The sequence below is a fragment of the Clostridium sp. BJN0013 genome (assembly GCF_040939125.1).
GTDB lineage: Bacteria > Bacillota > Clostridia > Clostridiales > Clostridiaceae > Clostridium_B.
The window spans coordinates 2,760,116-2,773,532 of the sequence record NZ_CP162495.1; the positions used below are offsets into that span (position 1 = coordinate 2,760,116).

At 47.5% G+C, this 13,417-nt stretch carries 15 protein-coding genes; 1 reads left to right on the forward strand and 14 read right to left on the reverse strand.

Going from position 1 to position 13,417, the window contains the following annotated elements:
- Position 1: 1 nt before the first annotated feature.
- The 13 genes from AB3K27_RS14175 to AB3K27_RS14235 form a co-directional block, all read right to left on the reverse strand.
- Positions 2 to 1,918 (reverse strand): siphovirus ReqiPepy6 Gp37-like family protein, encoded by a 1,917-nt coding sequence (locus AB3K27_RS14175; RefSeq protein ID WP_368488057.1) that lies wholly within the window; start codon positions 1,916 to 1,918, stop codon positions 2 to 4.
- Between the two features lie 2 nt (positions 1,919 to 1,920).
- A complete protein-coding gene (locus tag AB3K27_RS14180; RefSeq protein WP_368488058.1) occupies positions 1,921 to 2,772 on the reverse strand; it encodes a phage tail family protein in 852 nt (283 codons plus the stop codon).
- 13 nt (positions 2,773 to 2,785) lie between these two features.
- Positions 2,786 to 5,206 carry a phage tail protein gene (locus AB3K27_RS14185; protein WP_368488059.1) on the reverse strand — a complete coding sequence of 807 codons (2,421 nt, stop codon included), beginning with the start codon at positions 5,204 to 5,206 and terminating at the stop codon, positions 2,786 to 2,788.
- Positions 5,207 to 5,408: 202 nt separating this feature from the next.
- A complete protein-coding gene (locus tag AB3K27_RS14190; RefSeq protein WP_368488060.1) occupies positions 5,409 to 5,795 on the reverse strand; it encodes a hypothetical protein in 387 nt (128 codons plus the stop codon).
- Between the two features lie 12 nt (positions 5,796 to 5,807).
- Positions 5,808 to 6,398 carry a major tail protein gene (locus tag AB3K27_RS14195; protein ID WP_277444835.1) on the reverse strand — a complete coding sequence of 197 codons (591 nt, stop codon included), beginning with the start codon at positions 6,396 to 6,398 and terminating at the stop codon, positions 5,808 to 5,810.
- 3 nt (positions 6,399 to 6,401) lie between these two features.
- Positions 6,402 to 6,743, reverse strand: a complete 342-nt coding sequence (locus AB3K27_RS14200; RefSeq protein ID WP_368488061.1) for a hypothetical protein — start codon at positions 6,741 to 6,743, stop codon at positions 6,402 to 6,404.
- On the reverse strand, positions 6,740 to 7,171 hold the full coding sequence (locus tag AB3K27_RS14205; RefSeq protein ID WP_368488062.1) for an HK97 gp10 family phage protein: 432 nt from the start codon (positions 7,169 to 7,171) through the stop codon (positions 6,740 to 6,742). Before AB3K27_RS14205 ends, AB3K27_RS14200 begins: the two co-directional genes overlap by 4 nt.
- Positions 7,164 to 7,496, reverse strand: coding sequence for a head-tail adaptor protein (locus AB3K27_RS14210; RefSeq protein ID WP_368488063.1), 333 nt, complete (start codon positions 7,494 to 7,496; stop codon positions 7,164 to 7,166). The genes AB3K27_RS14205 and AB3K27_RS14210 overlap by 8 nt, the downstream gene beginning before the upstream one ends.
- A 3-nt stretch (positions 7,497 to 7,499) precedes the next feature.
- On the reverse strand, positions 7,500 to 7,817 hold the full coding sequence (locus tag AB3K27_RS14215; RefSeq protein WP_368488064.1) for a head-tail connector protein: 318 nt from the start codon (positions 7,815 to 7,817) through the stop codon (positions 7,500 to 7,502).
- 22 nt (positions 7,818 to 7,839) lie between these two features.
- The gene (locus AB3K27_RS14220; RefSeq protein ID WP_368488065.1) at positions 7,840 to 8,055 is read right to left on the reverse strand and encodes a head fiber protein; all 216 of its coding nucleotides are present in this window, start codon (positions 8,053 to 8,055) and stop codon (positions 7,840 to 7,842) included.
- 13 nt (positions 8,056 to 8,068) lie between these two features.
- Positions 8,069 to 9,274, reverse strand: coding sequence for a phage major capsid protein (locus AB3K27_RS14225; RefSeq protein WP_073587024.1), 1,206 nt, complete (start codon positions 9,272 to 9,274; stop codon positions 8,069 to 8,071).
- A gap of 19 nt (positions 9,275 to 9,293) precedes the next feature.
- Positions 9,294 to 9,995, reverse strand: coding sequence for a head maturation protease, ClpP-related (locus tag AB3K27_RS14230; RefSeq protein ID WP_368488066.1), 702 nt, complete (start codon positions 9,993 to 9,995; stop codon positions 9,294 to 9,296).
- Positions 9,992 to 11,239: a phage portal protein gene (locus AB3K27_RS14235; protein WP_368488067.1), complete on the reverse strand. Its 1,248-nt coding sequence runs from the start codon at positions 11,237 to 11,239 to the stop codon at positions 9,992 to 9,994. The genes AB3K27_RS14230 and AB3K27_RS14235 overlap by 4 nt, the downstream gene beginning before the upstream one ends.
- A 113-nt stretch (positions 11,240 to 11,352) precedes the next feature.
- On the opposite strand from AB3K27_RS14235, the gene AB3K27_RS14240 reads away from it, so the two are divergent.
- A complete protein-coding gene (locus AB3K27_RS14240; RefSeq protein WP_368488068.1) occupies positions 11,353 to 11,760 on the forward strand; it encodes a hypothetical protein in 408 nt (135 codons plus the stop codon).
- Here AB3K27_RS14240 and AB3K27_RS14245 read toward each other — a convergent pair.
- The gene (locus tag AB3K27_RS14245; RefSeq protein ID WP_368488069.1) at positions 11,750 to 13,393 is read right to left on the reverse strand and encodes a terminase large subunit; all 1,644 of its coding nucleotides are present in this window, start codon (positions 13,391 to 13,393) and stop codon (positions 11,750 to 11,752) included. The two genes, AB3K27_RS14240 and AB3K27_RS14245, sit on opposite strands and share 11 nt — an antisense overlap.
- Between the last annotated feature and the right edge of the window lie 24 nt (positions 13,394 to 13,417).

The following is a 13,417-nucleotide window of genomic DNA, read 5'->3' on the forward strand; positions in this document are numbered from 1 at the left end:
ATTAATCAGTTTTCGTATACTCTATAACCACATAACCTGTATATGTTGTCCGGTCATTACCAGGTTCGACAACGACATTGGTTGTATCAATATAAAGCCCGATTTGCGAGGCGAAGTTGTTGTAACGAGCAAGTGGCAGCGGCAAGAATACTGTCCCGTTTGTCGCAAAGCCTGTTAAACTGACAACAGTGCTGAGGTTTGTTATACCGTGAGCTACACTTTTCGGTGTGGTATTTGTAAGTGACCCAAGACTCACTTGCTTACGATAAATCGTCTTACCATCAATCCATAAACGTCCTGTGTTTTGTTCTGTCGTAGAGTAGTCAGTAAACGCAGATGAAATTTTAGTGGCAGTAATTGTACGATCTGCGATCTTTACACCGGTGACTGCGCCATTTGCAAGCCTAGTCGTGGTTATTGGTTCATTATTGATGTTGAGCCAGTTCGCCTGCCCAGATAGGTTATTGAATACGAAAACAGAAATAACATAAAACGTCATAGTGTCCCTACTGATAAAGAAGCCCATTGCTCGCTGATAGCCATAGCCCGTGTTATCTCCATTATGCTTCGTTAAAAATACGTGTCCGTTTTCACTTGGTTGGTCGCTGAACTTGTTACCACTGTACGAGGTGAAGTATAAAGTATCTCCCGGTACCATGTTGTACAAGGCATACTGACCGACCGATATGGTACCCGCGCCTACAAAAACTTCGAGTGCAGGAAGTTTCCCAAACAGGTTGTTAAAGGTATCCGCGACGTCATTACCCTGAATTTTCGGGTCCACCTGCGTCAAGTCACCCAGTGTTCCTTCCACGACGCTTAAGGCCTCGGCAACTTCGGATATGCCGGTAGGTGCCAATAGTGCTGTTTTAACCTCGCTCATGTCGGAGCGGACTTTCTGTGCTATAGTTAGCTCAGCCTTTCCAAACACTACGCTGATGCTCTGCCCATCCGCGTCATATGTTTCTTCGATCTCAGTGATTCTTGTAGTCATGGATACACCCCATGCCTTGGAGATTACTTTGACGGTCTGCCCAAGGTCGAAGTCTATCTTGTAGGTCAAGTTGCCATGCGGATTGACCGATGTATCAAACGTATATCGTATGGCCTGTTCATTCAGCTTACTCTGACCTCGAAAAGTCAGAGTATTGACGTAATCTGTCCCAAAGTCCTCAGCCCGTAAATCTTTGGCATCCACGAAGATTTCGCGGCGCGTCTCCCCAGAACCGCTTGTGATTGCGACAAATGTACGGCCTGCGCCTTCACCCTCGCCACCGATGAGTGCGGTATTGGCGTAATCCGCTACACTCTCTGTATATATCTGTTCAGTCAGATTCTCGTACTCCTTTGAGAATACCGCTTGGGAGTTGGCCCCATTATACAGCATCACTGTAAAAATACCTGTAGCTGGAGTGAACACAGTCTTAATACCAATATCCGAAGCAACGCAAAGTTCCGTCACTGAATCCATCAGATTCCGATATGATATCTGAGTACTAACAGGAGTGCCCAAGTTTGGAGATGAGAAGGATATTCCGGTAATCTTTCGCTCCGTGTCGGTAGGGTTGATGATATTATTATTTAATAGCTGCTCAACACAGACAGAAAGATCTCCGGAAAGTATCTCGGTTTGCCACAAAATACGACGGGCGAGGAAGGAAGTCGCAAAGCGACCGCTCGCCGTAATAATTTCATGCTCGGACTGAGACAATTCCAGATGCTCAATGATTCCGGCTTCCTCATCATCGTTCTTCCAAATAATGTTCCCCTCTTTTAAGAGTGCAGCGTTCTCCTGTGTTGCAATGGCTTTTAGTTCAAATGAACCACACTGGGAGTAACGCCGTGTCCAGCGCAGGTACTCAAAAGACTCCACAATACCCGTAAGCTCCCGGTTTGGATTGTAGATATATAGTTGCATATTCACACCCCCAGAAACTGCGGACGATAGTAAATGCTGACTTCTAGCAGTTCCATATTGACTGAAGCATCGTAGCGCAAAGTGTTAATGCCTGCGGCAAGCTGGAAAAATACCGAATTGGTGTCCAGCAGGGAGAAAGCATTCGTTACCACAGAGCCGTTTATGCTGACTACTCGCTTACCAGCGAAATGGGTATATACACGAAGTTCATCTCCGGCATTCATTGTAGTTAGAAGGCGGATGTATTCCCCGGTATCAATATTTAAGAGTTCTGGATTTGTTACCGTTCCCAGCGCCTGGAATACGATCTCGCATCCACAGGAAACATCACCGATGTTGTCCACCGTGATGATCTGGCTGGGCTGACGCATTCCAAACTCCATGCCGCTTTCAGGTATTTCCAGTTCAAACTCGAATAAAGGTATCCAAGATGCCAGTTCCTCACGCACTTCATTAAGCGTCTCAAAGAAGGGAGACGGGCAGAGGAGACTGACAAAAAAGTTGGGTATCCGCTGCCTGGTGGAAACGGTAAAACCCGCTTCCTCTACAACGCAGGCAATTTGCCGTTCACGATAGATGAGTGTTCCATTCAGCTTAGGGCTAAATATCTGAAGTAAGCGCTGTCGTCGCGAAAAAGCCTCGTCAGGTGTATCTGCTACGACCGTACCCTCCAGTATGATGTTTCGCATATCCAGTGTAGAGGAAATATAAAAAGCACCGTCCTGATCTGGTGCCTTGAAGGTGTTAACGGTCTGACGTATGTTGCCTGTGCCGTCTATCTTGGTAAGGAAATACGGGCGGCTTTGTTTAAGCGTAATGCTTCTGCCATCTGCATTAATATAAGTAAGTTCCATAGTCAGACCTCCTTTATAATTCAAGTGCCAGCTTACGGGAGAGGTTTTTGAACTCCCGTGCCAGTTCTTTTTCAGATAGAGCCCTTGGTGTCACCACTGAGAGATTTTGTGTGATACTTGTGCCGTTGGTGCTGCCTTGCCCGGATAATCCTCTATAATTCAAATCGAAGTTTGTAGGTACCGCATTTTGCATATCCCTTGAAACTGCTGTCATTGCATCCTCGAAGCCCACACCGATGCCTTCGCCCATATTGCGTCCAATTCCAGCAAACAGGGTTGAGGGAGAGTTGATACCGAAGAAGTTCTTAATCTTCGATACCACATTACCAAAAAATCCTGAGATCTTACTCCACAGCCATGCACCCGCGTCCGAAATACCATTCCACAATCCCTTAATCAGATTGCCACCCACTTGGGCCATTGAGCTTATATAACCGGTAAAGGCCCTGATGAGTCCTGAGATGATCTGCGGAACTGCCTTAACAACCTCCACAATTATCCTTGGCAGGTTTGCAATCAATGCCACAAAAAGCTGAACACCGGCCAGGATGATCTTATCGATATTACCTACAATAGCATTTACCAGTGAGGTTATGATCTTTGGAATCGCGGCTACAACAGTATTAATAATCTGAGGAAGTGCCTGAATTAGCGATATCAAAAGCCGGATGCCTGCATCAATAATCAGGGGAATCGACCCAATGACTGCACTGATAATACTGTCTATGATTTGTGGAATTGCTTCCACAACTGCCGTAATGATGGTAGGCAATGCTGTCACCAGTGATGTCAGTAATTGTATACCCGCATCGATAATCTCTGGAATGGATTCTATTAGAAAATCCACCAGTGCTTCGATGATGGCAGGCAAGGCAGAAACAAGCTGAGGTATCGCGTCCACCAATCCCTGCGCTAATCCTATAATCAACTGCAAAGCCGCATCCAGCAGCATTGGCAGGTTCTCAATCAAACCTTGAACAATCTTCGTAACCGCTGAAACTGCTGCGGGTATGAGCTGAGGTAAAGCTATGCCAATTCCATCAACAAGCGCTGTGACCAGTTCTATTGCTGCATTTATAAGTAACGGAAGATTATCAATCAGCGCTCCGACAATCGTCAATAGAGCACTTACCGCCGCCGGGATAAGTTCCGGTAAGAGGTTTAAAATAGCTTCCAGTACCTGCTTGAATATATTTGTTACTAATTCAAGAAGCATTGGAAGCAAGTCTGCCACTGCTGCTAAAATTGCGCCCGTCGCTGTTGGTAGTGCTGCTACGATATTCTCTAAAACCGGTACGATATTAGTGACAACTGCCTTGAACGCATCAACAAGATTCTCAGTCAGATTTGTCATATCTGCATTGGCATTGCCAAGTCCTGCTGTAAAAGAGCCAACCGCAGCTTGTAACAATCCAATCGAACCAGAAATGGTCTGAGTTGATTCTTTTGCAAAGTTGCCAGCATACTGCTCGGTGTTCTCAAAAAACATCTGCATTGCAACTTCGGCTTTTTCTGCTTGTGTTGCGGTATTCCAAGTAAAGTCCAGACCCTTTGCGAGAGCGTAGGCTTGGATGTTAGTAGCGTTCATAGCAACACCGAGGTTATCCATCATGGTGAAGTTGCCTTTTGCTGCACCTGTTACAGCCTCCATCGCCATAGACATATCAATACCCATGACGGATGCCATGTCCGCAGCACGTTGCATGGCTTTTTCGGTTAGTTCAAGGCTTTTCTGTTGCTGTATACCAGAACCTTGGAACAACGCACCCATCTTGTTGGCGGTCGCTAGATACTCGCTTTGAGAGATACCGAGGTTTTTATAGGCTTCTTCACCAGTTTTCTGAATAGACGCAGCGTATGCGCCGAAAACCGCCTCTGATCCGCCCAAGTTTTGCTCCAACTCTCCAAATTGCGTGACTACTTCTTTGCCTAACTTAATAGCAGCGGCTCCTGCGGCAACGGCAACAGCACCCATTGCTACACCGATTCCCTTGAGTACGCCACCGAGTTTATCAAACCTGCCACCAGCATCTTCTGCACTTTTACCCGAATCCTCTAATTCTGCACCGAGATTATCAGCTTCGATTGTGGACTGCTCAAGTTCACGTTCCATACCATTGAGTTCCGCTTGTGCCTTGTTCAGCTGAATCTGCCAATTCTGCGTACGGCGGTCATTTTCGCCAAAAGAGGAGGAGGCGTTATCAAGAGCAGCTTTAAGAGTAGCAATCTTATCTTTCTGTGCGTCGATCTCTTTATTCAAAACCGCATTACGGGCGGTAACCGACTGTATGGATTTATCATTTTTATCAAACTGGCTGGTTACAAGGGTCATTTCACTTCCCAGTACCTTAAAGGACTGATTGATATCGGAGAGAGCTTGCTTAAATTCACGCTCGCCCTCAACGCCAATTTTCAAACCAAAATTGTCCGCCATATCTTCACCTCCTCCTATATACCCGGCGGGATAATATCATCAATTGTCCGGGTTTTCTTCGGCTTTTCAATTCCGTGCCATTGCTTGTGACAGGTCCATAAATCAAAGAACAGTCCGATGGGCATGAGCCAGAATTCCTCTGCATCCATACCCATCTGAACTGTTCCATAATAAAGAAGCCGGGTAAAGACTTCAGCGTCCGTTACCCGACTTCCACGTTTTTTGGAGTTTCCTCCTCACTTTCTACATTGCGCTTTGTACCTTTGAACATCGCCTCGGTAATTGCATTTTTATATGCGGCCAAATCAAGCGGTGAAGTAAGAAGTTCCACCTCTTCCTCTGTAAGCAATTCTTCTGGTGAGTTCTTATTTTTAAGGTTGCGAATTAAGATTGACTGGTTTGCTAGCAGTGTGATTAGCCAAACAATCTCGTCCAGCGCCATCTCGAAGTTCTCTGATTTCATAAGTTTTTCTCCGAGGTTTTCAAGCCCGCCATAACGACCGGCAATCGCTTTTGTCGCACGTGTGGTCAGAATCAGTTCATAGTCTTTACCGCCGATGTTGATTGCTGCGCTTCTCTCATTATCCATAGCTTAATCCTCCTAAGGTTCCGGCGTGTAGACCGGTTCGTAAACTTGAGTGAACCAACCGGTGATAGTTGCAGAAGATACGCCTGCATCGCCTTCAGTGACCTCTGCTTTCCATGGATGCTTACCCATGCCATCCAGTTTGTTACGGCGCATGACCGTCCCTTCGATGGTTGGCGTAGAGAACGTGATAGAATCCGCCTTTGTCTGCAGGTTCGTTGCGGGTAGGCCGAATTTTACGCGATAAAGCCAAAAATAACGATATGTGCCGTTGGCCTTTTGCGCTCGGAAGCCCACAGCAACGGGTGTACCCACATTCTCGCTGGCGGAGATCAGCACACCGTTGTCATCGGTGGATGCTCCGGTTAGATCTGCCGCGACAGTTGGTCCAATGTCATCCACTCCAAGGGTGAGCGTACCGCTATTAAAGTCTTTTACAACTTCCGCGGCACCGTCGTCCGCATATAGAATCGCCTCGATCAGTTCCACCGAAAGCTCGGCGGTAATAGCTTTAGCAAGCACCGAAGGTACTGCATAGGTTTCTACTCCGCTAGAATCTTCGGTTATCTTTGAATAGTACAGTCTGTCAAGACCGATAGTTGCCATGTGTCATTCCTCCAATCCATAGTTTTTTGCCACATCAATGGCATAATGGTGATATCTGGTATCGTCTTCGTGTCCGATATACCGTCGTTCTGTTATAGTGAAATCCGCATTCAGCAAAGCCGTAGTAATCTGCCTTTTCCGCTCTAAGTAATTGCCTTTTGAGAAAAGTGATATCCTTACTTCCTGCACATCAAAGCCGGGGCGGTTATCCGCGTGAACTTCAAAAATGTCCGTAAGAGGAATAAAGACCAGATATTCGTCAGGAGGTACACCGCTAAACACTCCAGATTCAATAGAAATATTGAGCGGCTTCAGGACTTCGCTTAAATCAGAAAGTAGACTCATATCCTATTTACCTCCTCTTCCAGCTTTGCTTTCATCGCTTCGATGCACGGCTTTCTACTGGTGCTTTTCGCGGGCTTTAAGAATGGTTTTGCCGGTTGACCCGATTTTCCGTATTCGATGATATTCGCTATCTTTGCATTGCTGCTTCCATCACGACGTGGTTCGGAAAAGCCGACTTTAACGTTGTAGTTGCCATCTCTATCCTGTAAAGCTGGTGAAACCCCCAATGCTGCTGCAAGCTCGCCGGTGGAACGTGAAGGATACTTTGTGTCACGACCAACCGCTGAATTTAGATTAGACTTTACCTTATCAAGCACAACCTCACCGCCAGCCTCAAGCACACGAGGGATGATTTCATCTGTTTTATCGTTCAACCGGGAAACCTTCAGAAGAAAGTCCTCCGGCATTTTCATAGTTACTTTAGCCACTGGGCTTCACCTCCTTGGCGAGTACTTCAATGTACATTCCACGACCTTTGACATCCTCCACCGAGGTGATTTCAAACCGTCCGTCTTCACAAGCAATAAGCATTGCGGTCGTAACGGTGACACCGGGAATACAGCGGAAACGGAAAAGGTCGGTGGCTTCTGAAAATGCAGCTCTGTTCGCCCACATTTCGGTGCCGTGCCGACCTTCCCGATATGCTTTGAGGGAAGCAACAATATTGTCAACCTCAGTGCTGAATCCCTCCGAATCTTTTATAGTAACGGTATCAATAATATCTATAAAGGTGTTCATCTTTCCAAAGCTCATAATCTACACCTTCCAATCCCGGTCGATGCGGAGTAGCAAGTTTACCGTGTTCCAAACTTGTTGACCTGCCTGCACGCTATCGGCAAAGAAACCAGCCGTCGAGCCGTCTCTGCTTTCGTAGAAATGGCTCGACAGCATGATTACTGCCTGTTCAGTAGTGGGCGGCATATTGTTTTCAGTGTAATAACCCTCAGCGACATGTTGGTAGCTCTCCGCGTAGGAGACGGCGGCTTTGATGTAATGCAGCAGAAGGCCGTCGTCTACATCATGTGCCAGGATCAGGTTCGCTTTTACTTTAGGGAGAAGATTATCTGTTGTCATCCCATCCGCCTCCTTCCGGTCATTATTCGTCTGCCGCCATCAAACCCGCTGCTTTTAGCTTTGTAAGAAGAGCATTGAAGTCTGTGACCAGACCAGCGACGTCGGTGGCAGTGCTATTCGCTTGATTCTCTGCAGTAGGAAGCCCCGTTACCGAGGCTCCCGGCAGGACTTCTAGTGTGCCACCGATGATCCACTTTTCGCCGCCCTGTTCCATATAATTCTTTGAGTTATAACTCATAGGTCAGTCCTCCTTATGCGTGCTGCTGGAGAACCTTGATAGCCTCCGGCAGGATCAGCTTACCGTCCACACGCTGGGTAGCTACAAAGCCTACTTGCCCGGTGACTGCATAAAGCTCGTTTAACCTCTTGAACATACGTCCCTGACGGTCGGCTACCCAGTAATAGCTGAAGTCACCAAACACGATGCTCTTGGCGGTCGCAGCAATAGTTGGCACATATGCCGAGGTGTACAGAGGGCGGTTCATGATGGTATCAGGCGTACCTGCCTGAAGTGAAGGCTGCCAAAGGTACTGGCCCTGACCGTCCTTTAGCTTACGTATTGCCTTTACAGTAGCGTCGTTCATAACGAATACAGCCCTGTTACGGTAAGGCGCCTTCAGCGAGTAGAACAGGTCGAGCACCTCATCCATAGTGATTGCCGTAGCACCTGCGGTAGTTACACCGATTTGGGCACCGCCTGAAGCGGCAAGGATGCCTGTTGGTTTACCGGAGCCATCACCAGTGAAGAAGGCTTCCTCTTCTTTGTTGCCGATACGCCTTGCAAACTCTTTGGAGATATAGGCTTCGAGGTTGAACACGGAATCGTTCAGCAACTCCTCGGAGACTTTGATCAAGGTTGCCAGTTTATAGGCACTAATAGACACCTGACCGAAGCTGTCATCACTCTCTGGAATAATGCCTTCTTCATCGACCCATGAAGCAGTGCCTTTGGTAGCTACGACTGGAATTTTCCTATCACCGGAAGATGTGGTGATAACATTGGCCAGTGAACGGAAGATGTTCTCATCCTCGAGGGCCTCCACCAGCGTACGCTCAAACTCGTCAGGTACGAGATAACCACCCTCGGTGTCTGTACCTATTTGCAGTGCATTTCTTACGTTTACATCAAGTCCTTCACCTGCACGAGTACGCATAGCATTCCAGAACGCTTTCCTGTATTCGGCGGATGCACGACCAGTCTTTTCTTCAGCTCCTTTGGATGGAGCGTTTGTTATGGGATTGCTGGTAGCTTTGGAGAGTTCCAAGTCGATAGAGGCCTGACGCTCAAGGCGCTCAATTTCTTTGCCTAATGCCACAACGTCGTTTTCCATCTTCTCGTAAGTAGTGGTATCCTCTGCGGACAAAAGCCCGTCACCACCACGTTTCGTATCAAGGAACGCCTTTGCCGCGTCCCAAGCCTTAGCGCGCTTTTCGCGCAATTCAAGAATCTTACTCATTGTAATTTCCTCCTTCAAATTAGTGTGAAATTAAAGAGAGCCGCTTTTCCAGCGACTCAATCGGGGTACCTGTTTTCGGTTTTGGTTTTTTGGGCATTTTGCCAAGCAGGGAGTTGCACACAGCCGCACGGGAGAATATAAGTCCTTGCCCTGTATCAAGAGGGATACGATCTTCACCTTCCGTGAACATGATTTTGTCAGCGAAGCCAAGTTCAATGGCTTTGTTCGCGTTCATCCAAGTCTCCGCATCCATGAGGTGCGAGAGCTTTGTTCGGGATAGTCCGGATTTCAGTTCATATGCGTTGATGATGCTTTCCTTGACCTCATCCAACAGGGCTTTGGCGCGGAGCATTTCCTCGCTGTCGCCGATTGCGATGGTCGAAGGATTATGGATCATCAGCATGGAAACCGGCGACATAAATACATCGCCACCTGCCATAGCAATAACTGATGCTGCACTTGCTGCCAATCCGTCGATCTTCACGGTGACTTTTCCGGTATACTCCATTAGCATGTTATAGATCTGCGCAGCAGCGAATACATCACCACCGGGCGAGTTGATCCACACCGTAACATTGCCGGAGCCAGCCATCAATTCATCCTTGAATAGCTTTGGTGTTACTTCATCGCCCCACCAGGTCTCGTCAGAGATTTCTCCGTTGAGGTAGAGGGTGCGCTCTTCGGTGGCTTCATCTCGCACCCAGTTCCAGAATTTTCTCATTGGCCATTAGCCTCCTTTTCATAAAAATTACCCGCCTGTGAGAGCGGGAGCATATTGCCGTTCACAAGATACAAATCACCGCCTTCCTCAGCTGTGATGCGGTTCATATCCTCCAGTTCACGGATGTCATTGGCAGACATCCATCCGTTTTGCCTTCCGACTGAATAACCGTTCATGCGGCTTTGATAGTCACCTCGAAGCAATCCATCCAGGTTAAACTTAATAAACAGCGACGTTTTCTCTGAAGGCAGGATTAACGATTGCTGAAGGCTCTGCTCCCAGCGAACTACCCAAGGATCGAGGGTGTATTTTACGAACTCCAGCGATTGTTGCTCGATGTTGGAGAAGCTGGATTTCTCAAGGTCACCCACCATATGTGGCGGCACACGGAAGATACGGGCGATTTCATTAATTTGGAATTTACGTGTTTCCAGAAATTGCGCCTGCTCCGGTGGAATACCAATTGCCTGAAACTTCATGCCTTCTTCCAGTACGGCAACCCTATGAGCGTTACCACTTCCTTGATAAGCGCTGTTCCAGCTATCTTTGACTCGCTGAATATCCTTGATTACACCGGGATGTTCCAATACGCCGCCGGGATTTGCACCGTTAGCGAAGAACGCAGCACCGTATTCCTCAGTGGCAAGTGACATGCCGATGGCGTTCTTGGCCATTGCTATGGGGCTGTAGCCAATAAGTCCATCAAAACCAAGACCAGGTATGTGGAGCACCTCATCCTTGCGGAGCGTAACATAGCCGCCTTTAGGCTTTAGTCCGCTTTCGTCAACATCACGGTAATAGGTGTAAACCAGCTCGCCGTTTTGAGCACGGCCGACTTCCATCTTGTTTGGTAACAGTGGGTAAAGCGCAACAACCTGACCGCGACCGTTTCGGACAATCTGCGCGTAAGCATTGCCCCAAATTAAAAGATGACTCATCAGTGTTTCTCGAAACACGAATGAAGTCATCTCAGGGTTAGGTTCGTTATGAAGAAGATAGTACAGTGGGTGCTGTGCGATGCGTTCCTTCCCACCATCCAAGCGGTATCTGTATACATGTAAAGGCAGTCCAGCGATTGCTTCGGCCAATATTCTTACGCAGGCATAAACCGCAGTGGTCTGCATAGCCGTTCGCTCGTTTACTGTTTTGCCACTGCTGGTGCCGCCAAACAGGAATGAAAACGCGCTTCCCACACGGTTTTGGGGCTTATCCCTTGAACGGAACAGTCCTTTTAATAAATCCATAAGCGTCACCTCCTAAAAATCAAAATGGGTATTGACACCAAGGACGTAATTTGTTATCCTCGAAATACAAGGACGTTATATTACGTCTTAACATCAAAAAGGGGGAAAATTATATGACCTTTGATAGCTTTGTTAAAACACACCCTACCTGCTCGGTAGTCAAAGACAGCCAAACAGCTCGCGAAATTTATAACAACATCGTCTGGAATGAGGAAAATCGAATAAAAATGGCTGATTTATCAGCTTCCGACATTCCAGCCCTCATAGCTATCGCATCACAGATTGTTGATTTATGCGCATCACAGCCCAATTGCGATCTTGATATCACAAACGATACGGTCAAGCAGGTAATCGGAAGAATGATATCAGTGGCGCTTGCCCCGTTGGGGCTTGAGCCCGTAAAAAAGAAGCGGCTTCCGCAGTCAACGGACCAAGACATCTTTAAAAATGCGACTTCATATGCCGCAACAGGCACTCCGACTGAAAGGGTTGAAAAACACATCGTTCCTATTACAAAATAAGCAGTCCCCGCTCGTTGTACACTGATTCTCCGCCACTGCCGTTACCACATCGGATGGCGCGGTCTAGTGCCATGATGGTTGCTACCGCGCCGTCGATTTTCTCAGTCGACTTTTCCTTATCCGCCTTTATATTTCCGGCAGGATCGGTTCGGACAAAAATGTTGTCCATCATCCACCGAAGGACCGGATGACCTCCGTGAGCTATTTTCTGTTCCAAGGTCAGTTTCATCAGTTCTTTGGTCGGTGGAGACATATCTTTAAAGCCTTGGCCGAATGGAACAACCGTAAAGCCGAGGTTTTCAAGATTCTGCGTCATTTGCACAGCACCCCAACGGTCAAAGGCGATTTCTCGAATGTTATATTTTGTACCAAGCTCTTCTATAAAGCTTTCTATAAAGCCATAATGGACCACGTTGCCCTCCGTGGTTTTAAGAAACCCTTGCTTTTTCCATACATCGTAATTTACATGGTCACGGCGTACGCGCAAATCGATGTTGTCCTCCGGTATCCAGAAGAATGGCAAAACCATGTATTTATCATCCTCATCCAATGGCGGAAAGACCAGCACGAAAGCCGTAATATCGGTCGATGAGGAGAGGTCAAGCCCACCATAGCAGACGCGCCCTTTTAGAGCTTCTGTATCAACGGTAAAAGCACAAGCATCCCATTTGTCCATTGGCATCCAGCGCACGGCCTGTTTTACCCATTGATTGAGCCGAAGCTGTCGGAAGCTGTTCTCCTCAGCCGGGTTTTGCCTTGCTGATTCAAATGCTGCTTTAACCTTATCCATGCTGACGGTGATTCCCAAAGATGGATTTGCTTTCTTCCACACTTTTGGATCTGTCCAGTCATCCTCGGGGTCAGCCCCATATATAACGGGGTAGAAGGTTGGATCGTTTTTTCTGCCATTTATAATATCAAGGGCCTTCTGGTGTACCTCCCAGCAGATACTGTTCTGGTTGTCGCCAGCAGTAGTTATAAGGAAATACAGCGGCTGCATTCTTGCATCACCACTGCCCTTGGTCATAACGTCGTACAATTTTCTGTTTGGCTGGGTATGAAGCTCGTCAAACACCACACCGTGGGTGTTAAAGCCATGCTTGTTTCCAACATCAGCTGAAAGCACCTGATAAATACTGCCTGTCGGCTGATAGATGAGTCGCTTCATAGAGTCGAGGATTTTCACTCGTTTGGACAGAGCCGGACACATCCGCACCATATCTGCTGCCACGTTAAAAACGATGGATGCCTGGTTACGGTCGGCAGCGCATCCGTAAACCTCAGCGCGTTCCTCATTATCTCCGCAGGTGAGCAACAGGGCAACAGCCGCCGCTAGCTCACTTTTTCCCATCTTCTTCGGTATTTCTACATAAGCTGTGTTGAACTGCCGGTAGCCGTTCGGCTTCAGAGTTCCAAATACATCACGAATTATCCTCTCCTGCCAATCGATTAGTTCAAAAGGCTTTCCCGCCCACGTACCTTTGGTATGTGAGAGGGCTTCGATAAAGGCAACGGCATAATCGGCGGAGGCTTTATCATAGATAGAATCAGCCGACTTAAACCGGGTTGGTGTGTATTTCTTGAGTTTTCGTATATCCGCCGCCTCCTTCCGAGCATAAAAATAGACCTGCATCAAGCAAGCCTTCAAAATCTATCT